Below are 25754 nucleotides of genomic sequence, written 5' to 3'. Positions count from 1 at the left end.
GTTATCGAACAGTCGTTAAGTAGGTCAACGGCCAGGACCGAAGCGCGCACCCCGGCACCCGCACCAGAGGGAAGGAGGCCGCACGAGGGGGCAGGTCGGGGCCGGGACGCGACGGCCGGGACGGCATACTGCGGTGGCGGGCCGCCAGGCCCGCCACCGGGGTCGCCCACACGTCAATCACCACCGGGGTCGGGAAGACTGGGACACATGGCTATGCACGGATCCGCGCGCCGGGGGTCGAGTCCGCCGGCCCAGCCGCGGGGACAGAACGAGCCGCCGGTACGGGCCTCGGGGTGGCGCCGGCGCCTGCTGAACGCACGGAGCGTCGCCAGTCAGGTCTTCCTGCTGCAGCTCGCGATCGTCGTGATCCTCGTCGTCGCCACGCTGCTCGTCATCGTCGTCCAGGTCCGGAACCAGGCCAACGACCAGGCCCGGGACGAGGTGCTCGTCTCCGGTGAGACGTTCGCCAACGGTCCGGGCATGGTGGCGGCCCTGGAGAGCCCCGACCCCACGGCGGTCCTGCAGCCCCGCGCCGAGGCGGTCCGTGAGCGCTCCGGGCTCGACGCGGTGGTGGTGACCGACACCGACGGCATCCGCCTCACGCACCCCGACCCCGAGCAGATCGGCAAACCGTTCATCGGCACCATCGAGCCCTCGCTCGAAGGACGCACCACCGTCGAGAACGCCGAGGGCCCGATGGTGCCCGGGGGAGACACGGACGTCGTCCAGTCGGTGGTGCCCGTCCTGCGGGCGGACGGCTCGGTCGCCGGGATCGTGTCCACCTCCGTCACCGTCAAGCACGTCAACCGGGACGTGGCGGGCCGCCTGCCCGTGCTGCTCGGCACCGCGGGCGGCGCCCTCATCGTGGCGGCCGGCGGCTCGGGCCTGGTCAGCAGGCGCCTCAAGCGCCAGACACACGGGCTCGGACCCGCCGAGATGACGCGGATGTACGAGCACCACGACGCGGTCCTGCACTCCGTCCGCGAAGGCGTCCTGATCGTCGGCGCCGACGGCCGGCTGCTCCTCGCCAACGACGAGGCCCGCCGGCTCCTCGACCTCCCCGCCGACGCGGAACGCCGCCGGACCACCGACCTGGGCCTCGCCCCCGCCACCGCCCGGCTCCTCACCTCCGGCGAGTCCGTCACCGACGCCGTGCACCGGGTCGGCGACCGGCTCCTCGCCGTCAACGTCCGGCCCGTCGGCCGCCACGGCGGCCCGGCCGGCAGCGTCGCCACGCTGCGCGACTCCACCGAGCTGCGCGCCCTCGCCGGCCGCGCCGAACTCGCCCGGGAACGCCTCCAACTCCTCTACGACGCCGGGGTGGGCATCGGCACGACCCTCGATGTGGCCCGCACCGCCGAGGAGTTGACCGAGGTCGCCGTGCCCCGGTTCGCGGACTTCGCCACCATCGAGCTGCTCGACGCCGTGATGCGCGGCGACGAACCGGACGACACCGACGCCCCCATGCGCCGGATCGCCGTGCGCGGCATCCAGGACGACCCGCCGCTGTACCCGGCCGGCGAGTCCATCCGCTTCGTGCCCGGCAGCCCCATGTTCCAGGGGCTCGCGACGGGGCACGGTGTGCTCGCCGCGGACCTCGCCGCGTCCGAGGGCTGGCGCGCCCAGGACCCGGAGCGGGCGCGGCGCGTCCTGGACCACGGCATCCACTCCCTGATCTCGGTGCCGCTGCGGGCCCGCGGGGTCGTCCTCGGCTCGGCCAACTTCTGGCGCTCCGAGCAGGAGTCCTTCACGCCGGACGACGTGTCGTTCGCCGAGGAACTCTCCGCCCGCGCCGCCGTGTCCATCGACAACGCCCGCCGGTACGCCCGCGAGCACACCGTCGCCGTCACGCTGCAGCGCAGCCTGCTTCCGCACGCCCTGCCCGAGCAGTCCGCGCTGGAGGTCGCCCACCGCTATCTGCCCGCCGAGGCCGGGGTCGGGGGTGACTGGTTCGACGTGATCCCGCTGCCCGGCGCCCGCGTCGCGCTCGTCGTCGGCGACGTCGTCGGCCACGGCCTGCACGCCGCCGCCACCATGGGCCGCCTCCGTACCGCCGTGCACAACTTCTCCGCCCTGGACCGCGCACCGGACGAAGTCCTCGGCCACCTCGACGAGTTGGCCGCCCGCATCGACGCCGACGAGACCGACCCCGAGGGCGTCGGCGCGGGCATGATGCTCGGCGCCACCTGCCTCTACGCGATCTACGACCCGGTCAGCGGACGCTGCACCCTCGCCCGCGCCGGACACCCAGGCCCCGTCGTCGTCCACCCCGACGGCCGGTCGGAGTTCCCCGACGTACCGGTCTCCCCGCCGCTCGGCCTCGGCGCAGGCATGCCCGTCGAGACCGCCGAACTCCAGCTCGCCGAGGGCAGCACCCTCGCCCTCTACACCGACGGCCTGGTCGAGGACCGCCGCCGCGACCTGGAGATCGGCTTCGACCTCCTGCGGGGCGCCCTGGCCGAGACCGTGGACCGCAGCCCGGACGAGGTCTGCCAGGTCGTCCTCGACACCGTCCTGCCCGAGCAGCCCGCCGACGACGTCGCGCTCCTCGTGGCCCGTACGCGCCGGATTCCACCGGAACGCGTCGCCGAATGGGACGTACCCGACGACCCCGCCGCCGTCTCCCGCGTCCGCGCCGACGTCACCCGCAAGCTCGCGGACTGGGGCCTGGACGAGGCCGCGTTCGCCACCGAACTGATCGTCAGCGAACTCGTCACCAACGCCATCCGCTACGGCACCGAACCGATCAGTCTGCGCCTCCTGCACGACCGCAACAGCCTGATCTGCGAGGTCTCCGACGGCTCCAGCACCTCACCGCACCTGCGCCGCGCCAAGAGCACCGACGAGGGCGGCCGCGGCCTGTTCCTCGTCGCCCGCTTCGCCCACCGCTGGGGCACCCGCTACACCGGCCGCGGCAAGGTCATCTGGACCGAGCAGTCCCTCCACCACGCGAACCACGCCGCGGCGACGGACTCGGAGGAGACCCTGCTCGACCAGTGGGGGGACGACTCGGGGTTCTGACTCGGGGTTCTGATTCGGGGTTCTGACTCGCGGTTCTTAGGGGAGCAACGCATTGGCCCGTACGGAGATGAGGCGCGCCCGACTACCCCACGAACCGCGCCAGTTGGGCCAACGACGACGCGATCCCCGCCTCGTGGTCGGCCCGCTCGATCCCCGGCGGCACGTCCGTCGCGGTGACCGTCACCTCCGTGCCGCCCGCCGCCTCCACGCACTCCCAGGTCATTGTCATGGTGCCCGCGTACGACGGGTCGTCGGACGTGAACTCCACGCGCTGCACGACGCGTTCGGGCGGCACCAGATCGGCGAACGCGATGTCCGCCACGTCCGTCGCCGCTGTGGTCTTGCCGGCGGGCCTGCCGGGGCTGCCGCTCGCGTCGAGGTAGGTGAGCACCATCCGGAAACCGCCGCCGGGGCGCGGGTCCCAGTGCTCGATGCGGCCGCTCATCCCCTCGGGCGGCAGCCACGTCTCCAGCGCACCGCGGTCCACGAGCGCGTGGTAGACGGATTCCCGTGGAGCGTCGATCCAGCGGCCGACACGGTCAGTTCTGGTCATGGTCCGAGATTATGGGTACGTCCCCGCCCGTACGTACGAAGGACCCCGGATGTCCGACAGCGCCCCGCCGCACCCCGAACGCTGGCTTTACCTCGGCAGCCTCGCGGCGCTCGCCGGCTTCGCCGTGTTCGCGTTCGGCTGGGTGTTCGCGGTGTGCGCGGGCGGGCTGATCGGCGGTGGGCTGCTCGTCGTGTCCGCCGTGCGACGCGGCGCGTCCGCCCTACGGGAAGGGCGGACGCGCCGCGCCCGGCTGAGCTTCGCCGTGGCGACGGCACCGGTGGCGTTCCTCGGGCTGCTCGTCTCCTGGAGCGTCGGCGCGTTCTCCGGCGCCCTGGACGTGGGCGAGGCCTGCGTCACGCAGCAGCAGCACTACGACTCCGCGTACCGCGCGCAGCACGCGGCCGAGATGAACCAGCCGTTCCCGCTGCGCAACGCCTGCAACGCCGACTACGACCTCGTGCCCGGCTGGGTCAACCCGGCGGTCGTGCTCTTCGCCGCACTTCTCGTGGCCTCCCTCTCCGTCCTGGCCGCCGGGTTCGTCCGCCTGCTCCTCAACAGGCGCTCACATGCGATCAGTTGAGGCGCGAGCGACCCTCACCTGCCCTTGGCCCGGCGCGACCAGCTCCGCGAACACCCCGCCCGCGGCGACCAGTTCGTCGTACGTGCCCTGCTCGGTGACGTGGCCGTCCTGCATCAGCGCTCGGCCTGACTCGGTGTGGATCGAGGTACCCGCTCAGCCGGACGGTTCCTGCGGCTCCGGGTGGTTCGAGAGCTGTTGCTGCTGTTCGCCCCTGCGGCCGGTGCCCGCCTCGTCGGTGTCCGGCACGTCCTCGTGCGACGCCTCCGAGTCCTCGTCCTCCGGGTCGCCGTCCGGTGTCGGGACGTCCCAGTGGTCGGCCTTCTCTTGGCCGGTCTCGTGGCCGGTCTCGTTGTCGTCCGGTGCGGCCTGCTGGTCCTGCGGGTCGTGCGGTACGGCGTCGGGCTCGCGCGCCGAGGTCTGCGCGGGCTCCCGGTCGACGGGCATGGGGACTCCCTTCAGGGCCCGGGCTGTACGTGCGCCGGGCTTCACGGCCCGGGGTGTACGTACGCCGGGCTCACGGTGCGGTGAGGTGCGGTGCGGTGCTCGGGCGGCTGCGGTCAGTCGGCGGTCAGTCTGCGGTCAGTGGCCCTTTTCCCGGCGGCCGGCCTTCGCGGCCTTCGCCGCCGCCTCCGCCTGACGTGCGGCCTCGGACTCCCGGCGCCCCTGCTCCTTCAGCTCCTCGCGGTGGAGCGCGACACCGTCGGTGTGCTTCTTCGCGGCCTTGATCCGGGCGAGCTTCGCCCGGACGACGTCCATCTGGTTACCCATCGTGCTTCCGACTCCCTCTGCTTCGTTCCCGCGCGTACGGCGGGGGCGCCCCCGAGGCGACGGGGGTCAGCGCCCGAGCGCGCGCTTGAGTTCCTGCTTGTTCATCGAGGAGCGGCCCTCGATGTTCTTCTTCTGGGCCTCGGCGTAGAGCTGGTCCTTCGTCGGCCCCTGCGCGCCGGAGTGCGAGCGCTGTCCGCCTCGCTCCGGGGCGGACTTGGGGTCCTGGGTCGAGGTCCGGCTCGCCGTACGGGACTCGCCGGAGCGGGCCCGCTCCTTGTTCACGGTGCGGGCGGCGATCTCCTCGGCCCGCTTCTCCGAGACTCCGTGTTCCTTGGCGTTCTCCTTGATGTGCTCGTACTGTCGCTCGCGTTTCGCGCTCGAACCTGCAGGCATGCCGTTCTCCTGACCTGTTGATGAGACTGCGCGGCGGGGCTGCGACGGATCTGCTCTCGCCGGACGGGTCTCCTCGTACGGGTCTCCTCCGCCGCGCCGGGTACCCCGCGCAGGCAGGGCCAACCAGCCCTGGCCCATGCGGACCGGCACGGACGCGCACGGATTCCGCCTGCGGCTGAGGCGTGCCGTAGTTCTGCTGTTCCCGGGTTCGCATCCCACTGTGCGCTTCTGTGTCCAACGCAGCAAACGCGCGCCAAAACCGCTGGTCACAGGCGTACGCGCGACGGTCGCAAGCGGTCCTGCCTACGGTGGAAGGGCGGGGCGGGCATCCACACCACACGAAGGGTGGTCCCCCATGTTCGACGAGTCGCTCGCCCTGCTCCGCCACGGCTACGCCTGGCTCCCCGACCTCACTCGCCGTCAGGCGCCGGGCCCCGTCCGCACCCGGCTGCTCGGCAAGCCCGCCGTCGCCCTGCGCGGCCCGGAGGCGGTGCGGTTCTTCTACGACGAGGACCATGTACGCCGCCGTACCGCACTGCCCGAACCCGTCCTGAGCACCCTCTTCGGCAAGGGCGCCGTGCACACCCTCGACGGCCCCGAACACCGCACACGCAAGGAACTCTTCGTCGGCCTGCTCAAGGAACGGGCCGCCGTCAAGGACCTGACCGAGCACGTGACCGTCGAGTGGGAGCGCGCACTCGGCGAGTGGCGCGCCCGCTCCCGCGTACACCTCTTCGACGAGGCCGGCCTGCTCCTCACCCGAGCCGTCTGCACCTGGGCGGGCGCCCCGCTCGCCGACCAACCGGAGCGGGACGTACGGGAGTTGGCGCGCGATCTGGCCGCCATGGTCGACGGATTCGCCACGCCCGGCCCCCGGCACTGGCGGGCCAGGCGCGCCCGCAGCCGCCAGGAGGAACGCCTCGCCACGCTCGTCGACGAACTGCGCCGCAGGGCCCTGGCCGAACAGGCCCCGGCCGTCACCTCCTCCCACGAGGTCGTACGGGCGGTCGCCGCCCACCGGGACGCCGACGGCGCACCGCTGGACGCGCGCACCGCGGCCGTGGAGATCCTGAACGTCCTCTGCCCCACGGCCGCGATCGCCTGGTACGCCGCCTTCGGCGCCCACGCCCTGCACCGGCACCCCGAGCTGCGCGAGCCGCTGGCCCGCGACCGCGACGGGTACGGCCGCGCCTTCGCCCACGAGGTGCGCCGCTTCTACCCCTTCGCGCCGTTCGTCGCCGGTATCGCACTGAGCCGCGTCGAGTGGCACGGCGAGCCCGTCCCCGAGGGCGCGCTCGTCCTCCTCGACCTCTACGGCCAGAACCACGACCCCCAACTCTGGCAATCCCCTTACGTGTTCGACCCCACACGCTTCACCGGCCGCGAACCGGCCCGCGACGAGCTCGTCCCGCAGGGCGGCGGCGAGGCGACCACCGGCCACCGCTGCCCCGGCGAGGACATCACGGTCGCCGTGCTCGCCGCCCTACTGCCCCGCCTCGCCCGGCTCGACTACGACGTACCGGCCCAGAACCTCCACATCCCCCTGCACCGGATACCGACCCGACCGCGCAGCGGATTCGTCATGGCCCATGTGAGGTGAGAACACCCGGCCCTCTCCGGGGACTGATGCCCGGAACCCCTCCCGGCCCTCCTGCGCCCACGCCCTCGGCGCGGCGAACCAACCGCCCTACGTGCGACGACGTACGACCAGCGGCGGGCGGTCGATGATCTCGACGTACACGATCCGCCCGTGCACCACGTCGAGGGTGAGCATCCCCTGTTCCGGCAGGAGCGGCACGCACCGGTGCCCGGCTCCGAACGGCTGCCCCGCAGGGTGGTCCGAGGTGCGGATGCTCTGACCCAACTCCCCGATGAGCTCAGGGTGGACGTCGCGGACCAGGGGTGGTTCCTCAGGCATGCGGGGAAGGTAGCCGGGACGGCGGCCGGGGGGCGCCGGATTTTCGTCGGCGCGGCGCGCCAGGAGTTCTGGTCGGACACCGTGATCCCCAGGTCGCCCTACAAGACGTGGCGCATGTGCCACAGCGACTCCCACAGCTTGTCCAGGCTCTCCCGCGGGCCACCTCCTCCTCCTCCTCGCCCTCCTGAGCCATGCCACCGTCCAGCCGCCCGACGCTCCAGGTGGCAGGCGGCGGTGCGCCCAAATCCGGCACGGAGGCCGGCAGACCCGAGACGTGAGCGACGGAGGAGGGGCCCTCAGGCGGACTCGGAACCAGCAGCCCCGGATGCCCCGGAAGCCCCGCTCTCCAAGGCCCCGCTCATGTGCGCGCACCGCTTCCCCCGCTCGGTGAACTCGATGCCCGTCTCCTCGGAGAGCGCGGCGAAGAACCCCCGCCCCTGGGCGGACTGCCGTGACGTGGACCAGTGGTAGCCGGGGGCCCGGTCGGCGATGAGGGTGAGGGCCTCGCGCCCGACGCCGCGGCCCTGCCAGTGCGTGGCGACGGCGATGTTGGCGACGAACACGGCCGCGCAGACCGCGCACGTCTGGTGGTCGAGCTGTCCCACGGTCCGTTCGTCCGCGTCGAGGAACATGAGCACGCGCGGCCCTGCCGGGGCACCGGCGGTCACCGTGAGGCGGAAGTGCACGGTGCCGCACGCGGGGGCGTGTGCGGTACGTACCGAACGGAAGCGCCGGTGCAGCCGCTCGCGGAGGGTGCTCATCTCGTACGCCTCGAAGGCTCGTGGAAGCAGTCGGGTCGACCGGCCGGTGGCTCCCGGGAGGTGAGGCCGGTGGCCGTCGGGCGGTGTCCTCGGCAGCCTACGCGCGCCGTGCCGCCGCCGGGCAGGACTTGCGGGTCTTCGTCGCGCCGCCGCGCGGTGCGACGGCGAGCCCAACTCCGGCCGCTGCTCCTGAAGTTCGTGGCCGAACAGCGGCGGAGCCAGGGTGCACCGGCCTGAAGCTGCCGGACCGCCCCCGTACGCCCACGGACGATCCCCCCCCGATGGACCACCGCCGAGCGGCCTCGCAGACCGTACGACGACGGCCGGGTGCGCGACCCGCGCACCCGGCCGTCGGACGCGCCGGGGCTACTCCGCGGCGAACGCCCCCGCCATCCGCAGCCACGGCTCGGCCTCCTCCTTGCGGCTCTGCCGCTCCAGGGTGCGGCCGAGCATCAGATGGGCGTACGCGTCGACCGGGTCCCGTTCGATCACAAGCCGCAACTCGGCCTCCGCGCGGCCCAGTTGCGCCGAGTGGTAGTACGCGCGGGCGAGGAGCATCCGGGCGGCCGTGTGCTCGGGGAACTCCTCGACCACCTCGACGAGCAGCCGCGCCGCCGCCGCGTACCGCTTCTCCCCGAAGAGCAGCCCGGCGCGCTCCCAGCGCTCCACCGTCGACTCCTCGCGGCCGACGGCGCCCTCGGGCCCGTCGTCGAAGAGGTGCAGCGCACCGGCCCAGCGGTCCTCGGTCGCCCGCCCGTCGGGGCGCACGCTGTCGAACCTGTCGAACCTGTCGATCCGGTCGGTCATGGCGGTTCCTCCTGTACGTCGCCGCCTGCGGGCTACTCGGCCTGGAGTGCGGCGAGTTGCTCCTCGAACGGCACCACCTGAAAGTCGTCTCCCGTACCGCCCGAGCGCGGCGCGTGGTGCACGGCGCCGCCCGTCATGAGGCCTGCCAGCTCGCCCGCGGCCCGCTGGATCCGGCCGTCGAGGCCCGCCGCGCCCCAGTCCTCGGAGGCGGCGTACACCGCGGTCGGCACGGTCATGGCCCGCAGATACCCGAACAGCGGGCGCAGCGCGTGCTCCAGGACGAGCGAGTGCCGCGCGCTGCCGCCGGTCGCGGCGAGCAGCACCGGCTTCCCGCTGATGGCGTCCTTGTCGAGCAGGTCGAAGAACGACTTGAACAGCCCGCTGTACGAAGCGGAGAACACGGGCGTGACCACGATCAGGCCGTCCGCCGACGCCACCGCGTCGAAGGCGTCCGACAGGGCCTTCCCCGGGAAGCCGCTGGTGAAGTTCTGCGCGATCTCCCTCGCGAGCTCCCGCACCTCGACGACCTCGACGTCCACGGCGGCCTCGACATCCACGGCGGCCTGCGCGCCCACGGCCGCCGCGAGCCGGTCGGCGAGCAGCCGGGTCGACGACGGGACGCTCAGCCCGGCCGATACGACGGTCAGCTTCATGCGACGGTCACTCCTTCTTCGGCCGATTCCTCGACGGATTCCTCGACGGATTCCTCGACGGTTTCCTCGGCGGCTTCCTTGGCGGCGAGCAGCGAGGCGTGGGTCGGCGCGTCGGGCACGCCCGCGGGCCGCAGCTTGGCGAACTCCTCGCGCAGGACCGGCACGACCTCCTCGCCGAGCAGGTCGATCTGCTCCAGGACGGTCTTGAGCGGCAGCCCCGCGTGGTCCATCAGGAACAGCTGGCGCTGGTAGTCGCCCGCGTACTCCCGGAACGACAGGACCCGCTCGATCACCTGCTGCGGGGAGCCTACGGTCAGCGGTGTCTGCCGGGTGAAGTCCTCCAGGCTCGGCCCGTGTCCGTACACGGGCGCGTTGTCGAAGTACGGGCGGAACTCCCGTACCGCGTCCTGCGAGTTCTTGCGCATGAACACCTGGCCGCCGAGGCCGACGACGGCCTGCTCGGGGGTGCCGTGGCCGTGGTGCGCGTACCGCGTGCGGTACAGCTCGATCATCTTCTTGGTGTGGCTCGCCGGCCAGAAGATGTTGTTGTGGAAGAACCCGTCACCGTAGTACGCGGCCTGCTCCGCGATCTCCGGCGAGCGGATGGAGCCGTGCCAGACGAACGGCGGTACGTCGTCGAGGGGGCGCGGCGTGGACGTGAAGCCCTGCAGCGGCGTGCGGAACCTGCCCTCCCAGTCCACCGTCTCCTCCCGCCACAGGCGGCGCAGGAGCGCGTAGTTCTCGATGGCGAGCGGGATGCCCTGCCGGATGTCCTTGCCGAACCACGGATAGACCGGGCCGGTGTTGCCGCGCCCCATCATCAGGTCCACGCGCCCGTCCGCGATGTGCTGGAGCATCGCGAAGTCCTCGGCGATCTTCACCGGGTCGTTGGTGGTGATGAGGGTGGTGGAGGTGGAGAGGATCAGCTTCTCGGTCCGCGCCGCGACGTACCCGAGCATCGTGGTCGGGGACGACGGCACGAACGGCGGGTTGTGGTGCTCGCCGGTCGCGAAGACGTCGAGGCCGACCTCCTCGGCCTTCAGCGCGATGGCGATCATCGCCTTGATCCGCTCGCGCTCGGTCGGCGTGCGTCCCGTGGTCGGGTCCTGCGTGACGTCTCCGACAGTGAAGATCCCGAACTGCATGGGAGCCACCTCCGTGTGGGTCGGCATCGGCTATTAGTTGATTATTCAACTAGCACGCTCAGCGTACCAGTCCGCGGAGATATTCCCTGGGTCGGGGCGCTGGAGAAAACCCCAGGTCAGCAGCTATGTCAGGTCGAGCCGGCCGGTTCTGCCCCAGCCGCCCGCCGCAGGTGCTCGGCCAGCGCCTCGACCGCCTCCGGATGCGGGCTCTCGCCGACGCCCCGGGCAAGGAGATGGGTGCGCCGGGCCCAGGGCTCGCGCAGCTCGCACACGTCGAGGGGGAGCCCGGGGTCGACGGCGCGACGCGGCACCACCGCGAGGCCGACGCCCGCCGCGGCCAGCGCGATCAGGGTGTGCAGGCTCGCGACCCGCGTCCGGTGCCGTACCGCCGGGGCGTGCGGGCCCAGGTGCTGGTCGATCCAGCGCTGCAGCGACGACCCCGAGTCGAGCCCGACCAGCGGATGCTCGGCCACCTCGCTGTACGTCACCGACGTACGGCCCGAGAGAATGCCGTCCGCCTGGCCCGCCACCACCAGGGAGTCGTCCCCGAGCGGTTCGAGCCGCAGCCCGCAGTCCCGCGCCTCGTCGTCCACGACCACCCCGAGGTCGCCCTCGCCGTCGGCGAGCAGCCGCACCGTCTCCGGGGTGCGGCACTCGCGCAGCGTCACGTCCACGTCCGGGTGCTCCCGCAGGAACGACACCAGGGCCTGCGGCACGAGCCGGTGCATCGCCGAGCCGCCGCTGAGCAGCGTGAGCGGTGCGGTGGGCGTCCGGCTATAGCTGGCGACGGCGCTCTCCAGGCGGGCCGTCCGGTCGAGTACCTCGCGCGCGTGCCGGGCGAGCGTCGCGCCCGCGGGCGTAGGGCGTACGCCGCGGCGGCCGCGCTCCAGGAGCGTCACCCCCGCGTGATGCTCAAGCGCACGCACCCGCGCACTCGCCGACGGCAGGCTCAGATGCATCCGCCGCGCGCCCGCTGTGATCGAGCCCTCCGTCACGACGTGCAGAAACAGGCGGAGGTCGTCGAGGTCGTAGCGCATGCCGGGCAGCCTAAGGCTGAGCCTTAGGCTGCGTACAGCGATCACGCATTGTGCACGCACCCGTCGCCGGGCGATGCTCGGGCGATGTCCGAGACGCTGCTCGTCCTGCTCGCCGGTACGGTCGCCGGAATGCTGAACTCCGTCGGTGGCGGCGGCACCTTCGTGGCGCTGCCCGCCCTCGTCGCCGTCGGCCTCGCCCCGGTGACCGCCAACGCGGCCTCCACCATCGCGCTCGTGCCCGGGGCGGTGGCGAGCGCCTGGGTCTACCGGCGCGAACTCGCCCCTGTCGGACCTGCGTCCACCCGGACCCTCACCGCGATCAGCGTGCTCGGCGGCGCACTCGGCGCCTTGCTGGTCCTCACCCTGCCCTCGGCGTCCTTCGAGGCGGCCGTGCCCTGGCTGCTCGCCTTCGCCACGCTCGTCCTGGCCTTCGGCAGACGCCTCGCGGGACTGGTGAGCGACGCGCTCGGCAGGCCGCTCGGCATGAGCGCGCGGGCCGTCCTGATCGGTCAGTTCTTCCTGGCCCTCTACGGCGGATACTTCGGCGGAGCCGTAGGCATCATGATGTTCGCCCTGTGGGGCATCGGTCTCGGCCTCGACACCGCGACCAGCAACCCGATGCGGGTCGCGCAGCTCGCCGCCGTCTATCTGAGCGCCACCGGCCTCTTCCTGATCGCCTCGGACGCCCTCGACACCCCGCTGATCCTCGCGGCGATGCTGGTCGGCGCGGTCGCCGGCGGCTTCACCGGCGCCCACATCGCCCGCCGCCTCCCGGACCGCCTGCTGCGCACAGTCATCCTCACCATCGCGATCACGATGACCGTCCTCTACTTCGTACGGGGGTGAGGGCGGGCATGACGCGGTACGAGGAGTACGGGGGGTACGAGGGATACGAGGAGTACGAGCAGCCGGTGTCGAGCGCCGCCGGACCGTGCCAGGACGCGTCCCCGGACCCCCTGCGCGCCCGCCTCGCCGTGGCCCAGGCCGCCTGCGAACTGGCCGAACTCGCCCGCGCCGCCGTCCCGGTGGGCCGCGGCACCCTGCATGCCGACGGCAGCCCCCGCACCCCGGGCGCGACCCTGGCCGAGGCCGCCCGGGTCCTGGACGCGGCCCGCCGGTACGTGACGGCGGCCGAGCGGTACGAACGCCTCGGCGGCACGGGGGCGTGCGTGGACGCATGGTGGCGTACGTACACCGACCTCGCGCCGCACGAGGCCGCCGCCGACCTCGACGACTGGGTGCTGCGGCACGGCGACGGAGCCGAGAGCCATGGCCCGGCACCGGTGTCCGCCGCACTGTGGCCGACGGACACTGGGCGGACGTAGGTTGTGGCGTGGTCTGCGCGAAGGGGCTCCCGGGGGAGGGGAGGGGCGCTAGGCCGCGCCGTCAGGTCGGGGTGGGAGTGACGGCACGGCGGTAGACCTGCCGCGATCCGCCCTCGGGGCCCGGGTCGGCGGCCTCGCCGGGGACGAAGCCGAGCCGCTCGTAGAAGACCCGCGCACCGCTGGCGACGGCCCCGGGGTGGTCGGCGCCGAACGTGACCACGTCGAGGGTCCCCGGCTCCCGTACGAACCTGCGCAGCGCGTCGGCCAGCAGCGCCGAACCGACTCCCTGCCCCCGCACGCGCGCCGAGACGATGAGCCAATCGACGTGGTACGTGGGGGAGTCGGGGCCGAAGAGCAGTCCGCCGACGATCTCCTGGCCGTCGTCGGCGTCGGCGACGAGCGCGGTGGACCGGCGGAGGTGCTCGGTCAGGGCGCGGTGGAATCCGGGCTCGTCGACCATCGGCCCGAACCATCGCTCCACCTGGGCGGCCAGGGAGAGCAGGCCGGGCAGGTCCGGCTCGTACGCGAGTCTGACCCTCATGCGCCGCGGGGGCGATGGGCCCGTACGTCGACGGGGCGGCCGTCGGGGTCGCGCGCGGTCATCGTCCACTGCGCGGGCAGCGTCTCGATCTCGCCGACCGGCCACTCAGCCGCCAGGAGGCGCTCGCGTACCTCGCACAGCTGGGCGTACGTCCCGACGCGCAGTCCCCAGCCCGCCCCGCCCAGGGGATCGGGGCCGGTCGTGGCGGCGGCGGGTGTCTCGACGACCATCAGGTGGTCGTCCCCGCCGACGTCGAGGGCGGCGATCCGGGGGTCGGACGGGGTAGCCGCACGCTCGAAGGCGACTGCGGCCCCGAGGAGTTCCGTGTAGTACGTGACGAGCCGGTCGAGGTCGTCGGTCGCCAGTGTCAGGTGATTGATTCCGAGGAGAACGGCCATGGTCGGGCAACCCTAGTGCAGTCGCGTGCCGAACCACCCGGGAAATAGGGGGAGTTCAGGGGGTGAGGGCGTGTTCGGTGAAGCGGCCGCAGGAGCGGAAACCGAGGCGGCGGTAGACGCGTTCGCCGTCGGTGGCGGCCTGGAGGACCGCGAAAGGGTGGTCCTGGTCGCGGGCCGTCTGGAGGGCGGAGAGCGTGATGGCCGTGCCGTGGCCGCGTCGGCGGTGTGAGGCCAGGGTGCAGATGTTGTAGATACCGGCCACGCCCGCGTGCGAGAGCACTTCGGCCGAGCAGACGGGACGGCCGTCCACATAGCCGACCAGGTAGGTGGCCGGGCAGCGCGCGGCGAGGGCCTGCGGGGCGGCCCGGGTGAAGAAGGTGCGGACGGTGTCGGCGGGCGGGGTCCAGTTCGCGGCGAGCACTGTGGCGTAGTCGGCGAGCTGGTCGGGCGTGGTCACCGCCTGGATGTCCAGTCCCCGGGCGGTGGGCGGCGGCAGGGTGTCGTCGAGCTCGGCCCACATGGCCGTCTCGTGCTCGGACGCGGGCAGACCGGCGGCCGTCAGGCGGGCGGCGAGGTCCGTCGGGGCCGAGGCGGGCCCCACCCACCAGGAGAAGCGGCGGCCGGTGCGCGCCACCGCCCGCGTGGTCTCGGCGATCCGTGCCGCGGCGGTGCCGGGCGTGAACCGTGCCGAGGCGACGATGTTGAAGGTGTCGTCGTCCAGGCCGCTGTCGGCGATCAGGAGGTCACCGCTGTCGGTGACGCTCGCACCGGTCATGTGCCGATGCAGATGACAGGCGTGTTCGGCCAGATTCCGTTCCATCCGGTCCGTCAGGTCGGCTTCGCCGAGGAGAGGGGTGCTCATGGGCCTGATCTCAGCAGTCCCGGGTGCGGGCCGCACGTGGTTTTGGGCCGATCCAGGCCGATTCGTGACGATCCAGGCTGATCCGTGCCGATCCGGGCCGATCCGGGCCGATCGCGCCGTTCGGGAAGAGCCCTCGCCACTACGCCTGGTACCAGAGGGAGACCGCAAGTCCCAGGCCCGCCAAGGCGATTCCGATCCGCAGCGGCTTCTCCGGGAGGCGGCGGACGACGACCGGTCCGAGGCGGCTCCCGGCCAGGCAGCCGAGGCCGAGGGCCGCGGCGGCGGCCCAGTGGACCGGGGCGAGGAAGGCGTAGGCGACCGCGGCCGTGATGTTGGCGGCGCCGGTCGCGATGTTCTTCACCGCGTTGGTCACCGGCAGCGGCTCGCTCGCCGAGAGGGACAGGACGGCGAGCATCAGCACCCCGGCGGCGGCGCCGAAGTACCCGCCGTACAGGCCGACGAGGAGCACCGCGCCGGTGAGGACGTACGACGAGCGGTCGGAGCGGTCCGGCAGGCGCTCGACCAGCCGGCGCAGTGGCTCTCGGACCAGGATCAGGACCGAGCCCAGAGCGATCAGCCACGGCACGGCCGCCTCGAACGCCGACGCCGGGGTGGTGAGCAGCAATACGGCGCCGAGCGATCCGCCCGCGGCGGCGAGCACGCCGAGGCGGATCAGGCGCCGCCGCTGGCCGCGCAGTTCGGGGCGTGAACCGGCGGCGGTGCCCACGGTGTTGGTGAACAGGGCCACCGTGTTGGTGACGTTCGCGGCCACCGGCGGCAGACCCGCGGCAAGGAGGGCCGGGTAGCTGAACAGCGACGCGAGCCCGGCGATCGACCCGGCGAGCCCCGACGCCACCCCCGCCGCGACAAGGAGTGCCGCCGAGCCGCCGTCCACGTCCGTACCTCCCGTTCCCCTCGGTCGATCTTCTCGTACGCGATCCGCCGCGCTGCTCCTGGAGCCGGTCAGGCCGGTCAGGGCCGGTCAGGGCCGGTCAGCGCACCAGGCAGGGCCGCTTGGGGTCGAACTTCCAGTCGGGGACGAGGAATTGCATGGCGGTGCTGTCGTCCCGCGCGCCCAGGGCCTTCTCCAGGTACAGCTCGTGGGCGGCGGCGAGGCGGTCCCGGTCGAGGGTGACGCCGAGGCCGGGCGCGTCCGGCACCGCGATCTCGCCGTCGACGATGCGCGGCGGCGCGATGGTCAGCCGCTCCAGGCCCTCCTGCCAGATCCAGTGGGTGTCCAGGGCGTTGTACGCGCCGGGGGCCGCGGCACCGCAGTGCGTGACCATGGCGAGCGAGATGTCGAAGTGGTTGTTGGAGTGGCAGCCCCAGGTCAGGCCCATCGCGTGGCACAGCTGCGCCACCCGCACGGAGCCGCGCATGGTCCAGAAGTGCGGGTCGGCGAGGGGGATGGAGACGGACTGCAGGGCGAGGGCGTGCGTCAACTGCCGCCAGTCGGTGGCGATCATGTTGGTGGCGGTGGGGAGCCCGGTCGCGCGCCGGAATTCGGCGAGCACCTCACGCCCCGAGTAACCGTCCTCGGCGCCGCAGGGGTCCTCCGCGTACGCGAGCACGTCGGTCAGCGGGGCGCACAGCTCCACGGCCTCGCGCAGCGACCAGGCGCCGTTCGGGTCAAGGGTGATCCGCGCCTCGGGGAAGCGTTCCTTGAGGGCACGGACCGCGGCGACCTCTTCCGCGCCGGGCAGCACACCGCCCTTCAGCTTGAAGTCGCGGAAGCCGTACCGCTCGTACGTGGTCTCGGCCTGGCGGACGATCGCCTCGGGGGTGAGCGCCTCCTCGTGCCGGATGCGGTGCCAGGGGTCGGCGGCTTCGGGCTCGCCGGCGTACTCCAGGTCGGTGCGGTCCGGGTCGCCGACGTAGAAGAGGTAGCCCAACACCTGTACGGCGGCGCGCTGTTGCCCGTCGCCGAGGAGGGCGGCGACGGGCACGTCGAGGTGCCGGCCGAGCAGGTCGAGCAGGGCGGACTCGACGGCGGTGACGGCGTGCACGGTGGTGCGCAGGTCGAAGGTCTGGGCGCCGCGGCCGCCCGCGTCGCGGTCCCGGAAGCGGTCGCCGATCTCGCGCAGGACCCGCTGGTAGTCGCCCACCTTCGCGCCCACGACCAGGGATTCGGCGTCCCGCAGCGTCTGCGTGATCTTCTCCCCGCCGGGCACCTCACCCAGGCCCGTACGGCCCTCGGAGTCGGTGAGGACGACGACGTTGCGGGTGAAGTACGGGCCGTGGGCGCCGGACAGGTTCAGCTCCATGCAGTCCCGGCCGGCGACGGGGACGACGGAGAACGCGGTGACGGTCGGCTGCGAGGGGGTGCGGCTCATGGGGTCCTTCGGTTGTTCGGTGTGGCTGCGCATGGGGGCGAAGTCCCTTACGGGAGCGGGGAGTTCGGGGGAGGTCACAGGCTGAGCGCGTCGAGTACGCCCTCCATCGCGAGGACGCCGCCGAGGCCGAGGACCGCGAGGGTCGTGGTGTACGTCGTACGGGCCTTGATGGCGTCGATCACGGAGAGGTTGAAGTACTCCTTGAACATCCAGAACCCCGGGTCGTTCACATGCGAGAACGCGATCGAGCCGCAGGAGACCGCGAGGACCATCATCTCGGGGTGCGCGCCGCTGCCCGCGAGCAACGGGAGCACGACGCCGGAGGCGGTGACGACGGCGACGGTCGCGGAGCCGAGCGCGATGCGCAGGATCGCGGCGATCAGCCAGGCGAGGAGGAGCGGGGAGATGTCCCAGCCGTCGGTGGCGGCCTTGATGTAGTCGGAGATCCCGCCGTCGATGAGGACCTGCTTGAACGCGCCGCCCGCGCCGATGACCAGGAGGATCATCGCCATGGCCGAGGCGGCGGACTTGCAGGAGTCGGCGACCTCGCCGAGGCTGCGGCCGATGCGCGGCCCGAACACCCACATCGAGAGGAGCAGGGTGAGCAGCAGCGCGATGGGCGCGGAGCCGATGAACTCGACGGTGTGCAGGACCGGGCTGTCGCTGCCCGCCCACACCATGTCGGCGACGGCGGCACCGGCGATCAGGACGACGGGGAACAGCGCGACGAACAGCGACCAGCCCATGCCGGGCATCTCGTCGGCCTCGAAGACCCGCTTGCTGACCAGGCCCTTGGGGAGTTCGGGGTTCATCCTGCGGACGAACGGCAGGCGCGGCCACAGCAGGGCGATCAGCGCGCCGGCCGGAACGGCGATGAACAGGCCGTAGAACAGGGTGAGTCCGGAGGAGGCGTCGAAGGTGGCGGCGACTGCGGTGGGGCCGGGGTGCGGCGGCAGGAAACTGTGCATGGTGGACAGCGCGATGGACATCGGCAGTCCGACCCAGAGCAGATTGGCGCCGGTGACCCGGACCAGGGTGAACGCGACCGGGACGATGATGACGAAGGCCACCTCGTAGAACATCGTCACGCCGATGAGCATCGCCGCGACCACCATCGCGACCTGCACCCAGCGCGGCCCGAAGGCGGCGAGCAGCCGGTCGGCGATGCGCTGCGCGGCGCCGGAGTCACCCATGACGCGGCCGACCATGGCGCCGAGGCCGATGGTCAGCATGGTGTCGCCGATCTGTCCGCCGATGCCCTCGGAGAGCACCTCCGGAATCTCGGCGACGGGTATGCCGCGGACCAGGGCGACGCCGACCGCCACGAGCAGCAGGGCGGCGAAGCCGTTGAGTTTGAGTCTGGTCATGAGCAGCAGCAGGACCAGCACGCTGATGCCGACGACGAGCAGAGGCACCTCTAGTTCTCCTTCAGGAGCGGGCCGTTCGGGCGGGTCGTTCAGAGCAAGCCGTGGGGGAGCCATGGGGAGTCATGGGGAGTCATGGGGAGCCATGGGGAGTGATCCGAGCGTCATCCGGATATCCAGATGACGTCCATGTATGAGAACGCAGGTTAGGTTCGTGAATCGAACCCGGTCAATGGGCCTGCGGTGACGAATTACGATCGGTGCCATGGCGGAAAGCGGCGGTGAACAGGGCAGGGGAGCACGCGGCGTGAAGTCGGCGGCCCGTACCGTGGCGCTGCTCGAACTCCTCGCGTCACGCGGCGAGGAGCCCTCCCGCCTCGACGAACTCGCGGCCGAACTCGACGTGCCGCGCAGCAGCATGTACGAGCTGCTCCGCACCCTCGCCGACTGCGGCTGGGTCCGCACCGACAGCACCGGCTCGCTCTACGGCATCGGCATCCGCGCCCTGCTCACCGGCACCGGCTACCTCGACAGCGACAAGCACGTCCGGACGATCCGGCCCTTCCTCGACGAGGCCTCCGAGGCGCTCGGCGAGACCATCCACCTGGCCCGGCTCGACGGTCACGACGTCGTGTACCTCGCCACCCGTGAGTCGCACGAGTACCCGCGCACCCTCAGCCGCGTCGGCCGCCGCATCCCCGCGCACGCGACCGCGCTCGGCAAGGCCCTGCTCGCGGAGCGCGCCGACGCTGAACTCCCGCTCCCCGCCGAGCCGTTGGCCGCGTACACGGAGAACACGCTCACCGCCCGCGCCGCCCTCCTCGCCGATCTGGAGCGGATCCGGGAGCGCGGCCACTCGGTCGAGCGCGAGGAGACCGTGCCCGGCATCGCGGGCTTCGGCTTCGCCCTCCGCTACGCCGACCCGGCGGTGGACGCGATCAGCTGCTCGGTGCCGATCGCCCGGCTCACGGGGGACCACGAGGTGCGGATCGTGGCCGTCATGCGGGAGATCCGGGCGAGGATCGAGGGGCGGCTGCCGCTGGCGCCGGGGGCGCCGGATTGGCGGTGAGGGTGCGCTCCGCGGGTCATCCAATCCTCAACGGGACGGCTCCGGGGGCTGCGTCCCCAGGCCCCGCTTCGGGGCTGCGTCCCCGGCCCCCGCTTCGGGGCTGCCGCCCCTGGATCCCGCTTCCGAGGCCTTCGTTCGGCTGCCGCGCCGTCGTGGCTGGTCGCGCAGTTCCCCGCGCCCCTTAAAAGACCCAGCCCGTCCGGCGTTGGAGGGGAGAAGCACGCGGCGCCAAGCCCCCGCATCCACCGATCGGTCGACCCCGTCATCCCCCGTCCCGCCCGCACCCCGCAGCCGGTACGTCGACCACCCCAGGCCCCCCGCGCCCCCAGGATGGACACCGCAAGACAGGACCGAGGAGCGTGGGACGACCGTGACCAGAACGACCGCACAAGACCGCGCCCTGCTGAGCGCCGCCGCGCAGGGCGATCCCGAAGGCGTGCGGGCCGCGCTCGCCGCCGGGGCGCAGTTGGAGGCGCGCGACGCCCAGGGCCGTACCGCCCTGCTGCTCGCCGCGAGCGCCGACCACGTCGGGGCGGCCCGCGAGCTGGTCGCCGCGGGTGCCGACCCGAACGCGCAGGACGCCCGCGACGACAGCCCGTGGCTGGTCACCGGCGTCACCGGCAGCCTCGCCATGATGCGGCTGCTGCTCCCGGCCGGCGCCGACCTGACCCTGCGCAACCGCTTCGGCGGCATCGCCCTGATCCCCGCCGCCGAACGCGGTCACGTCGACTACGTACGAGCCCTGCTGCGCGAGACGGACATCGACGTCGACCACGTCAACCACCTCGGCTGGACCGCCCTGTTGGAGGCCGTGATCCTCGGCGACGGCGGCCGGGACCACGAGGAGATCGTCGAGCTGCTGATCACCGCGGGCGCCACCCCGGGCCTCCCGGACGGCGACGGCGTCACCGCCCTGGAGCACGCCGAACGGCGCGGCTTCGACCGCATCGCCGGACTGCTGCGGGCCGTCCGATGAGCCGCGCGAGGCGCCCGCGCCGTACCGGCCTCGTCGTCGCGGCCGCAGCCGTCGCCCTGCTCGCCGGATGCGGCCCCACGCAGGCCGCGGGACCGGGCGAGGGTGACGCGCCCGCGCAGGTCGCCCCCGGCGCCGAACCCGGCGGGCGTACCCCCGAAGGCACCCTGCTCGTGGCCGACTTCGGCGGCGAGACCGTGACGTTCGTGGACCCGGAGAAGGGCCCGGTCGACACGGTCGAGGTGGGCACCGCCCCGTACGGCCTCGTCGTCGGCGAGGACGGCCGGGCCTGGGTCGCGACCGCCGAGGGCGTCGCCGTCGTCGACACCCGCAAGCGCGAGCGCCTGGCGCTCATCCCGTACGAGACGGACTCCGGGCCGCCCGCGACGGGTGAGTACCGCGGTGGCGGCATGGGCATCGCGCTCGCGCCGGACGGCGAGCAGGTGTACGTGGGCGTCAACGTGCCCGGCGGGAACGGGGTGTTGGAGACCATCGACACCCGGACCCGCGAGGTGACCGACACCGCGCCGGTGGGCCGCCGCCCCTTCGACGTGGACGTCTCGCGCGACGGCCGCGAGGTGTACGCCACCGATCACGACTCCTTCGACGTGACCGTGGTGCGCGCCGACGGCGAGGGCGAGCCGCGCCGTATCGAGGTCGCCCCGTACGGTACCGAGGGCGGCCTCGGCTCCTGGCTGAAGCCGCACTACGCGGTCGTACGGCCCTCCGACGGGAAGCTGCTCTTCCCGTTCGAGGGCGAGAGGCTGGTCGTGGTCGACCCGAGGACCGGTGCGTCCCGCATCGAGCGGATGACCGCGAACACGCATCAGCACGGGGCGACGATCACCGACGACGGCACCCTCTTCGTCGTCGGCACCGGCCCCATCGGCTCGTCCGACGAGGACCCGTCGCTCACGATCCGTACGAAGGACGGCAAGGAGCGGGTGGTCCCGCTGGCCGGACCGCACGAGGACGTCGCCGTCTCCCGGGACGGCCGCACGGCCTACGTCAGCGGCGGCTTCACGCGCGACGGGTACTGGCACGGCATCACGATCGTCGACGTCCCGAGCGGCAAGACTTCGCGGCTCACCGCGGGGGAGCGGCCGTTGGGCATCGCCGTGCTGTGAGGCGGCGCACGGAGAGGGTGTGGGCGGCCAGGTTGATAGGCAAGTCGTCACTTGCCTATGCTGAGGGTGTGGCCGATGACCTGTTCAAAGCCTTGGCCGACCCCACCCGTCGCACCATCCTCGACGAGCTCGCGGACCGCTCAGGGCAGACACTGTTCGAGATCTGCGGGCGGCTGAGCATGAAGCACCAGCTCGGCCTCTCGCGCCAGGCGGTCTCCCAGCACCTCGCCGTGCTCGAGTCCGCGGGGCTCGTCGAGACGAGGCGGGAGGGCCGCTACAAGTACCACGACCTGAACACGGCCCCGCTGCGGCAGATCACCGAGCGGTGGCCCGTTCCCGAGCCGCGCGTCCCCTCAGGACCGGAGGAGAGCACCCCATGAAGATCCATCTGACCAGTGTCTTCGTTGACGACCAGACGAAGGCCGAGCGCTTCTACACCGAGATCCTGGGCTTCGTGAAGAAGCACGACGTCCCGGTCGGCGGAGAGGACCGCTGGCTGACCGTCGTCTCGCCCGAGGACGCCGAGGGCACCGAGCTCCTCCTGGAGCCCGCGGGCCACCCGGCCGTCAAGCCCTACCGCGACGCCCTCGTCGCGGACGGCATCCCGATCGCCCAGTTCGCCGTCACCGACGTGCGGGCGGAGCACGAGCGGCTCACCGGCCTCGGCGTCCACTTCACCCAGGAGCCCGTGGAGATGGGCCCCGTCACGACGGCCGTCTTCGACGACACCTGCGGCAATCTCATCCAGATCGCCACACAGCCGAAGTAGCCACAGCCGAAGTAGCCACAGCCGACGTAGCTACAGCCGAAGCGGCGGCCTCCGGGCGCTGGGAGCAGGACGAGCGGAGCTAGAGGGTGCCCCGCAAGCCCTCCGCCGAGTCCGCCACCCGTTGCAGCAACTCCAGGAACGTGGACTGTTCCTCCGGATTCAGCGGGGCCAGGAAGATCTGGTTCATCCGGGCCGTACGAGGGGACAGGCGCCGGTGGACGCGCCGCCCCTCGTCCGTGGCGTGCAGGACCGAGCGGCGGCCGTCCTTCGGGTCGCGGACCTTGTCGAGCAGGCCGCGGTCGACCAGGCGGCGGATCACCTCGGCGACCGTGGAGCGGTCCAGGCCGACACGCTCGCCCACCGACCGCTGATCCATGCCACCCTCGCCCACCAGCGCGTTGAGCACCGCGAACTGCGGCGAGGTGACGTCCTCCGAGACGACCGTGTGCCACAGCAGGGTGTGCGCCTGCTGCAGCCGGCGGGCCAGATGGCCGGGATGCGTACTGAGGTCGAGCGCGGGCACGTACGTCCTTCCGTCGGCGGCGAGGTGCTCCTCGTACTCCTCGTACCGAGATGCTCCTTGCACTGAGGGTCTTGACCCAGGCCAGACATGATGCCACGCTTCGGACTCATACAGAGATAGTCAGTGCACTGATTAATTCCGCTGGATTGATTCCGCTGGATTGATTCGCGTGCTGACGGAACCTGCATGAAGGCGGGAGCGTACGGATGGACAAGGTGGTGGACACGGCCGCCGAGGCCGTGGCCGACGTCCGGGACGGGGCGTCGTTCGCGGTCGGCGGCTTCGGCCTGAGCGGAGTGCCGAACGCGCTGATCGAGGCCGTGCACGCGCGCGGCGTCGGCGGCCTGGAGGTCGTGTCGAACAACTGCGGAGCCATGGACTCCGGGCTCGCCGTGCTGCTCGCGGCCGGCCGGATCGCCCGCGTGACCGGCTCGTACATCGGCGCCAACAAGGAGTTCGCGCGCCAGTACCTCGCCGGTGAGCTGGAGGTCGAGCTGATCCCGCAGGGCACGCTCGCCGAGCGGCTGCGCGCGGGCGGCGCCGGGATCCCGGCGTTCTACACCCCGGCGGGGGTCGGCACCCAGGTCGCCGAGGGCGGACTGCCGTGGCGGTACGACGGCGACGGCGGCGTCGCGCTCGCCTCGCCGCCGAAGGAGGTGCGGGAGTTCGACGGCACCGAGTACGTCCTGGAGCGCGGCATCCGCACCGACTTCGCCCTCGTACGGGCCGCGAAGGGCGACCGGCACGGCAACCTCGTGTTCGCCAAGTCCGCGCGGAACTTCAACCCGCTCGCCGCGATGGCCGGACGCGTCACCGTCGCCGAGGTGGAGGAGCTGGTCGAGCCCGGCGAGATCGACCCGGACCAGGTGCACGTGCCGGGCATCTTCGTGCAGCGCGTCGTCGCGCTCACCCCCGGGCAAGCGGCCGACAAGCGGATCGAGCAGAGGACGGTGCGGACCCGATGAGCTGGACCAGGGGCGAGATGGCGGCCCGCGCCGCCCGTGAACTGCGGGGCGGCGAGTACGTCAACCTCGGCATCGGACTGCCCACGCTGATCCCGGGCCATCTGCCGCCCGGCGTCGAGGTCGTCCTCGAATCGGAGAACGGCATCCTCGGCACGGGCCCGTACCCGTACGAGGACGAGGTCGACCCGGACCTCATCAACGCGGGCAAGGAGACGGTCACCGTCCTTCCCGGGGCGTCGTTCTTCGACTCGGCGCTTTCCTTCGGGATGATCCGCGGCGGCCACATCGACGTCGCCGTGCTCGGCGCGATGCAGGTGTCCGCGCGCGGCGACCTCGCCAACTGGGCCGTGCCCGGCAAGCTCGTCACCGGCATCGGCGGCGCCATGGACCTGGTGCACGGCGCCCGCCGGGTGATCGTCACCATGACCCACACCGCCAAGGACGGCAGCCCCAAGCTCGTCGAGGAGTGCACGCTGCCGCTCACCGGGAAGGCCTGCGTCGACCGGATCGTCACCGACCTCGGCGTCCTCGACGTGACCGAGGACGGCCTCGCCCTGATCGAGACCGCGCCCGGCGTCACCGCCGACGAGATCGTCGCCCGCACCGCCACCAAGGTGCACATCCCCGAGGAGGTCGTCCGATGAAGAACGCGTACAAGAACGCGTGCAAGGACGTGTACGTGGTCGACGCGGTGCGCACGCCCGTCGGCAAGTACGGCGGCACTCTCGCCGGGGTCCGCCCCGACGACCTGGCCGCCCATGTCATCCGTGAACTCCTCGCCCGTACACCGGAGTTGGACCCGTCCCGGATCGGTGACGTGTACGTCGGCAATGCCAACGGCGCCGGCGAGGAGAACCGCAACGTCGCCCGCATGGCCACCCTGCTCGCCGGGCTGCCCACCTCCGTGCCCGGCGCCACCGTCAACCGGCTCTGCGCCTCCGGCCTCGAAGCGGTGATCCAGGCGGCCCGCGCCATCGCCGTCGGGGACGCCCACCTCGCCCTCGCGGGCGGCGTCGAGTCGATGAGCCGCGCGCCGTACGTGCTGCCCAAGAGCGAGCGGGCCTTCCCGGCCGGGCACGCCGAGCTGTACTCGACGACCCTCGGCTGGCGCATGGTCAACCCGAGGATGGCGCCCGAGTGGACCGTGCCGCTCGGCGAGTCCGCCGAACTCATCGCCGACAAGCACAAGATCAGCCGCGAGCAGCAGGACGCGTACGCCCTGCGCAGTCACGAGAAGGCCGCCGAGGCCTGGGAGAAGGGGCTGTTCGCCGACGAGGTCGTGCCCGTCCCCGTGCCCGCGCGCAAGGGTGGCCCGGTGCCGTTCGAACGCGACGAGTCGCTCCGCCCCGACACCTCCCTGGACGCCCTCGCCCGCCTGAAGCCCTCCTTCCGCCCGGACTCAGGCACCGTCACCGCGGGCAATGCCTCGCCGCTCAACGACGGTGCTTCCGCGCTGCTCCTCGCCGACGAGGAGGGGCTGCGCGCCACCGGACGCACGCCGCTCGCGCGGATCTCCGCGACCGGGGTGGCCGCGCTCGACCCGCACTACTTCGGGCTCGCCCCCGTCGAGGCCGTCAACCGCGCCCTCGGCAAGGCGGGAAAGAGCTTTGCCGACCTGTCGACCCTGGAGCTGAACGAGGCCTTCGCCGCGCAGGTCCTCGGCTGTGTCGCCGAGTGGCCGGAGTTCGACCCGGCCGTGCTCAACCCGCAGGGCGGCGCCATCGCCCTCGGCCACCCCCTCGGTGCCTCCGGCGCCCGGCTCGCCGGGACCGTCGCGCACCAGCTCGCCCGCAAGGGCTCCGGGGTGGGCGTGGCCACCCTGTGCATCGGTGTCGGCCAGGGCCTCGCCCTCGTACTCGAACGCTAGGA

Annotated in this window: 30 protein-coding genes; 13 read left to right on the top strand and 17 right to left on the bottom strand. The window is 72.5% G+C overall.

Annotation, left to right across the window (positions count from 1 at the left end; translation table 11 throughout):
• The first annotated feature begins 207 nt into the window (after positions 1-207).
• Positions 208-3021, top strand: a complete 2814-nt coding sequence (locus RCO28_RS15825) for a SpoIIE family protein phosphatase (protein WP_308941759.1) — start codon at positions 208-210, stop codon at positions 3019-3021.
• 82 nt (positions 3022-3103) lie between these two features.
• Here RCO28_RS15825 and RCO28_RS15820 read toward each other — a convergent pair whose 3' ends face one another.
• The gene (locus RCO28_RS15820; RefSeq protein WP_308941758.1) at positions 3104-3574 is read right to left on the bottom strand and encodes an SRPBCC family protein; all 471 of its coding nucleotides are present in this window, start codon (positions 3572-3574) and stop codon (positions 3104-3106) included.
• A 49-nt stretch (positions 3575-3623) separates the two neighbouring features.
• On the opposite strand from RCO28_RS15820, the gene RCO28_RS15815 reads away from it, so the two are divergent.
• A complete protein-coding gene (locus RCO28_RS15815) occupies positions 3624-4154 on the top strand; it encodes a hypothetical protein (RefSeq protein WP_308941757.1) in 531 nt (176 codons plus the stop codon).
• A 153-nt stretch (positions 4155-4307) separates the two neighbouring features.
• Here RCO28_RS15815 and RCO28_RS15810 read toward each other — a convergent pair whose 3' ends face one another.
• The 3 genes from RCO28_RS15810 to RCO28_RS15800 form a co-directional block, all read right to left on the bottom strand.
• Entirely contained in the window at positions 4308-4598 is a 291-nt protein-coding gene (locus RCO28_RS15810; RefSeq protein ID WP_308941756.1) for a hypothetical protein, read from the bottom strand.
• A 135-nt stretch (positions 4599-4733) separates the two neighbouring features.
• Positions 4734-4922, bottom strand: a complete 189-nt coding sequence (locus tag RCO28_RS15805; RefSeq protein ID WP_308941755.1) for a hypothetical protein — start codon at positions 4920-4922, stop codon at positions 4734-4736.
• A gap of 66 nt (positions 4923-4988) precedes the next feature.
• Positions 4989-5315: a plasmid stabilization protein gene (locus RCO28_RS15800; protein ID WP_308941754.1), complete on the bottom strand. Its 327-nt coding sequence runs from the start codon at positions 5313-5315 to the stop codon at positions 4989-4991.
• Between the two features lie 355 nt (positions 5316-5670).
• Here RCO28_RS15800 and RCO28_RS15795 point away from each other — a divergent pair, with 355 nt between their 5' ends.
• Positions 5671-6915 (top strand): cytochrome P450, encoded by a 1245-nt coding sequence (locus tag RCO28_RS15795; protein WP_308941753.1) that lies wholly within the window; start codon positions 5671-5673, stop codon positions 6913-6915.
• A gap of 87 nt (positions 6916-7002) precedes the next feature.
• Here the strand turns inward: RCO28_RS15795 and RCO28_RS15790 are convergent, their stop codons facing one another.
• The 6 genes from RCO28_RS15790 to RCO28_RS15765 all read right to left on the bottom strand — a co-directional run bounded on the left by RCO28_RS15790 (position 7003) and on the right by RCO28_RS15765 (position 11636).
• Complete coding sequence (locus tag RCO28_RS15790; RefSeq protein ID WP_308941752.1) at positions 7003-7233, bottom strand: hypothetical protein; 231 nt, start codon at positions 7231-7233, stop codon at positions 7003-7005.
• A 296-nt stretch (positions 7234-7529) separates the two neighbouring features.
• The gene (locus RCO28_RS15785) at positions 7530-7994 is read right to left on the bottom strand and encodes an N-acetyltransferase (protein ID WP_308941751.1); all 465 of its coding nucleotides are present in this window, start codon (positions 7992-7994) and stop codon (positions 7530-7532) included.
• 366 nt (positions 7995-8360) lie between these two features.
• Positions 8361-8801, bottom strand: a complete 441-nt coding sequence (locus tag RCO28_RS15780; RefSeq protein ID WP_374991169.1) for a tetratricopeptide repeat protein — start codon at positions 8799-8801, stop codon at positions 8361-8363.
• A 32-nt stretch (positions 8802-8833) separates the two neighbouring features.
• Positions 8834-9454: a CE1759 family FMN reductase gene (locus RCO28_RS15775; protein WP_308941750.1), complete on the bottom strand. Its 621-nt coding sequence runs from the start codon at positions 9452-9454 to the stop codon at positions 8834-8836.
• A complete protein-coding gene (locus tag RCO28_RS15770; protein ID WP_308941749.1) occupies positions 9451-10599 on the bottom strand; it encodes an LLM class flavin-dependent oxidoreductase in 1149 nt (382 codons plus the stop codon). Before RCO28_RS15770 ends, RCO28_RS15775 begins: the two co-directional genes overlap by 4 nt.
• 128 nt (positions 10600-10727) lie before the next feature.
• The gene (locus RCO28_RS15765) at positions 10728-11636 is read right to left on the bottom strand and encodes a LysR family transcriptional regulator (protein ID WP_308941748.1); all 909 of its coding nucleotides are present in this window, start codon (positions 11634-11636) and stop codon (positions 10728-10730) included.
• Positions 11637-11720: 84 nt separating this feature from the next.
• On the opposite strand from RCO28_RS15765, the gene RCO28_RS15760 reads away from it, so the two are divergent.
• The gene (locus RCO28_RS15760; protein WP_308941747.1) at positions 11721-12482 is read left to right on the top strand and encodes a sulfite exporter TauE/SafE family protein; all 762 of its coding nucleotides are present in this window, start codon (positions 11721-11723) and stop codon (positions 12480-12482) included.
• Positions 12483-12490: 8 nt separating this feature from the next.
• Positions 12491-12961, top strand: a complete 471-nt coding sequence (locus RCO28_RS15755) for a hypothetical protein (protein WP_308941746.1) — start codon at positions 12491-12493, stop codon at positions 12959-12961.
• 61 nt (positions 12962-13022) lie between these two features.
• On the opposite strand, the gene RCO28_RS15750 is transcribed toward RCO28_RS15755, so the two are convergent.
• The 6 genes from RCO28_RS15750 to RCO28_RS15725 all read right to left on the bottom strand — a co-directional run bounded on the left by RCO28_RS15750 (position 13023) and on the right by RCO28_RS15725 (position 18510).
• Complete coding sequence (locus RCO28_RS15750) at positions 13023-13502, bottom strand: GNAT family N-acetyltransferase (RefSeq protein WP_308941745.1); 480 nt, start codon at positions 13500-13502, stop codon at positions 13023-13025.
• Positions 13499-13900 (bottom strand): VOC family protein, encoded by a 402-nt coding sequence (locus tag RCO28_RS15745; protein WP_308941744.1) that lies wholly within the window; start codon positions 13898-13900, stop codon positions 13499-13501. The genes RCO28_RS15750 and RCO28_RS15745 overlap by 4 nt, the downstream gene beginning before the upstream one ends.
• Before the next feature lie 55 nt (positions 13901-13955).
• Positions 13956-14720 carry a GNAT family N-acetyltransferase gene (locus RCO28_RS15740; protein ID WP_308941940.1) on the bottom strand — a complete coding sequence of 255 codons (765 nt, stop codon included), beginning with the start codon at positions 14718-14720 and terminating at the stop codon, positions 13956-13958.
• A gap of 181 nt (positions 14721-14901) precedes the next feature.
• A complete protein-coding gene (locus RCO28_RS15735; protein ID WP_308941743.1) occupies positions 14902-15657 on the bottom strand; it encodes a sulfite exporter TauE/SafE family protein in 756 nt (251 codons plus the stop codon).
• A gap of 97 nt (positions 15658-15754) precedes the next feature.
• Positions 15755-17095, bottom strand: a complete 1341-nt coding sequence (locus tag RCO28_RS15730; protein ID WP_308941939.1) for an enolase C-terminal domain-like protein — start codon at positions 17093-17095, stop codon at positions 15755-15757.
• Positions 17096-17169: 74 nt separating this feature from the next.
• Positions 17170-18510 (bottom strand): gluconate:H+ symporter, encoded by a 1341-nt coding sequence (locus tag RCO28_RS15725; protein ID WP_308941742.1) that lies wholly within the window; start codon positions 18508-18510, stop codon positions 17170-17172.
• Between the two features lie 214 nt (positions 18511-18724).
• On the opposite strand from RCO28_RS15725, the gene RCO28_RS15720 reads away from it, so the two are divergent.
• The 5 genes from RCO28_RS15720 (at position 18725) to RCO28_RS15700 (ending at position 22397) form a co-directional block, all read left to right on the top strand.
• Complete coding sequence (locus RCO28_RS15720) at positions 18725-19528, top strand: IclR family transcriptional regulator (protein ID WP_308941741.1); 804 nt, start codon at positions 18725-18727, stop codon at positions 19526-19528.
• 370 nt (positions 19529-19898) lie between these two features.
• On the top strand, positions 19899-20504 hold the full coding sequence (locus RCO28_RS15715; RefSeq protein WP_308941740.1) for an ankyrin repeat domain-containing protein: 606 nt from the start codon (positions 19899-19901) through the stop codon (positions 20502-20504).
• Complete coding sequence (locus RCO28_RS15710) at positions 20501-21628, top strand: hypothetical protein (protein ID WP_308941739.1); 1128 nt, start codon at positions 20501-20503, stop codon at positions 21626-21628. The genes RCO28_RS15715 and RCO28_RS15710 overlap by 4 nt, the downstream gene beginning before the upstream one ends.
• Positions 21629-21696: 68 nt before the next feature.
• Positions 21697-22008, top strand: a complete 312-nt coding sequence (locus RCO28_RS15705) for a metalloregulator ArsR/SmtB family transcription factor (RefSeq protein ID WP_308941738.1) — start codon at positions 21697-21699, stop codon at positions 22006-22008.
• Positions 22005-22397, top strand: a complete 393-nt coding sequence (locus RCO28_RS15700; RefSeq protein ID WP_308941737.1) for a VOC family protein — start codon at positions 22005-22007, stop codon at positions 22395-22397. Before RCO28_RS15705 ends, RCO28_RS15700 begins: the two co-directional genes overlap by 4 nt.
• Before the next feature lie 79 nt (positions 22398-22476).
• Here the strand turns inward: RCO28_RS15700 and RCO28_RS15695 are convergent, their stop codons facing one another.
• Positions 22477-22920, bottom strand: coding sequence for a MarR family transcriptional regulator (locus RCO28_RS15695; RefSeq protein ID WP_308941938.1), 444 nt, complete (start codon positions 22918-22920; stop codon positions 22477-22479).
• Positions 22921-23126: 206 nt separating this feature from the next.
• Between RCO28_RS15695 and RCO28_RS15690 the strand changes: the two genes are divergently transcribed.
• From RCO28_RS15690 to RCO28_RS15680, 3 genes are read left to right on the top strand one after another with little or no spacing between them, the layout of a single operon-like run.
• The gene (locus tag RCO28_RS15690; RefSeq protein ID WP_308941736.1) at positions 23127-23885 is read left to right on the top strand and encodes a CoA transferase subunit A; all 759 of its coding nucleotides are present in this window, start codon (positions 23127-23129) and stop codon (positions 23883-23885) included.
• A complete protein-coding gene (locus tag RCO28_RS15685) occupies positions 23882-24529 on the top strand; it encodes a CoA transferase subunit B (RefSeq protein WP_308941735.1) in 648 nt (215 codons plus the stop codon). Before RCO28_RS15690 ends, RCO28_RS15685 begins: the two co-directional genes overlap by 4 nt.
• Positions 24526-25752, top strand: a complete 1227-nt coding sequence (locus RCO28_RS15680; protein ID WP_308941734.1) for a thiolase family protein — start codon at positions 24526-24528, stop codon at positions 25750-25752. The genes RCO28_RS15685 and RCO28_RS15680 overlap by 4 nt, the downstream gene beginning before the upstream one ends.
• Positions 25753-25754: the final 2 nt, after the last annotated feature.

The organism is Streptomyces sp. LHD-70, from assembly GCF_031157275.1.
GTDB lineage: Bacteria > Actinomycetota > Actinomycetes > Streptomycetales > Streptomycetaceae > Streptomyces.
The sequence above is the reverse complement of the archived record's forward strand: the minus strand, read 5'-3'. Positions and strand labels throughout refer to the sequence as shown.

Bases quoted from the DNA above. Each gene is read 5' to 3' on its own strand.
- RCO28_RS15745 (WP_308941744.1), bottom strand. From the start codon at position 13,900: ATGGCCGTTCTCCTCGGAATCAATCACCTGACACTGGCGACCGACGAC.
- RCO28_RS15720 (WP_308941741.1), top strand. From the start codon at position 18,725: ATGGCGGAAAGCGGCGGTGAACAGGGCAGGGGAGCACGCGGCGTGAAG.
- RCO28_RS15820 (WP_308941758.1), bottom strand. From the start codon at position 3,574: ATGACCAGAACTGACCGTGTCGGCCGCTGGATCGACGCTCCACGGGAA.
- RCO28_RS15795 (WP_308941753.1), top strand. From the start codon at position 5,671: ATGTTCGACGAGTCGCTCGCCCTGCTCCGCCACGGCTACGCCTGGCTC.
- RCO28_RS15710 (WP_308941739.1), top strand. From the start codon at position 20,501: ATGAGCCGCGCGAGGCGCCCGCGCCGTACCGGCCTCGTCGTCGCGGCC.
- RCO28_RS15805 (WP_308941755.1), bottom strand. From the start codon at position 4,922: ATGGGTAACCAGATGGACGTCGTCCGGGCGAAGCTCGCCCGGATCAAG.
- RCO28_RS15815 (WP_308941757.1), top strand. From the start codon at position 3,624: ATGTCCGACAGCGCCCCGCCGCACCCCGAACGCTGGCTTTACCTCGGC.
- RCO28_RS15755 (WP_308941746.1), top strand. From the start codon at position 12,491: ATGACGCGGTACGAGGAGTACGGGGGGTACGAGGGATACGAGGAGTAC.
- RCO28_RS15680 (WP_308941734.1), top strand. From the start codon at position 24,526: ATGAAGAACGCGTACAAGAACGCGTGCAAGGACGTGTACGTGGTCGAC.
- RCO28_RS15730 (WP_308941939.1), bottom strand. From the start codon at position 17,095: ATGAGCCGCACCCCCTCGCAGCCGACCGTCACCGCGTTCTCCGTCGTC.
- RCO28_RS15775 (WP_308941750.1), bottom strand. From the start codon at position 9,454: ATGAAGCTGACCGTCGTATCGGCCGGGCTGAGCGTCCCGTCGTCGACC.
- RCO28_RS15760 (WP_308941747.1), top strand. From the start codon at position 11,721: ATGTCCGAGACGCTGCTCGTCCTGCTCGCCGGTACGGTCGCCGGAATG.
- RCO28_RS15800 (WP_308941754.1), bottom strand. From the start codon at position 5,315: ATGCCTGCAGGTTCGAGCGCGAAACGCGAGCGACAGTACGAGCACATC.
- RCO28_RS15750 (WP_308941745.1), bottom strand. From the start codon at position 13,502: ATGAGGGTCAGACTCGCGTACGAGCCGGACCTGCCCGGCCTGCTCTCC.
- RCO28_RS15785 (WP_308941751.1), bottom strand. From the start codon at position 7,994: ATGAGCACCCTCCGCGAGCGGCTGCACCGGCGCTTCCGTTCGGTACGT.
- RCO28_RS15770 (WP_308941749.1), bottom strand. From the start codon at position 10,599: ATGCAGTTCGGGATCTTCACTGTCGGAGACGTCACGCAGGACCCGACC.
- RCO28_RS15825 (WP_308941759.1), top strand. From the start codon at position 208: ATGGCTATGCACGGATCCGCGCGCCGGGGGTCGAGTCCGCCGGCCCAG.
- RCO28_RS15765 (WP_308941748.1), bottom strand. From the start codon at position 11,636: ATGCGCTACGACCTCGACGACCTCCGCCTGTTTCTGCACGTCGTGACG.
- RCO28_RS15740 (WP_308941940.1), bottom strand. From the start codon at position 14,720: ATGGAACGGAATCTGGCCGAACACGCCTGTCATCTGCATCGGCACATG.
- RCO28_RS15685 (WP_308941735.1), top strand. From the start codon at position 23,882: ATGAGCTGGACCAGGGGCGAGATGGCGGCCCGCGCCGCCCGTGAACTG.
- RCO28_RS15700 (WP_308941737.1), top strand. From the start codon at position 22,005: ATGAAGATCCATCTGACCAGTGTCTTCGTTGACGACCAGACGAAGGCC.
- RCO28_RS15810 (WP_308941756.1), bottom strand. From the start codon at position 4,598: ATGCCCGTCGACCGGGAGCCCGCGCAGACCTCGGCGCGCGAGCCCGAC.
- RCO28_RS15790 (WP_308941752.1), bottom strand. From the start codon at position 7,233: ATGCCTGAGGAACCACCCCTGGTCCGCGACGTCCACCCTGAGCTCATC.
- RCO28_RS15780 (WP_374991169.1), bottom strand. From the start codon at position 8,801: ATGACCGACCGGATCGACAGGTTCGACAGGTTCGACAGCGTGCGCCCC.
- RCO28_RS15690 (WP_308941736.1), top strand. From the start codon at position 23,127: ATGGACAAGGTGGTGGACACGGCCGCCGAGGCCGTGGCCGACGTCCGG.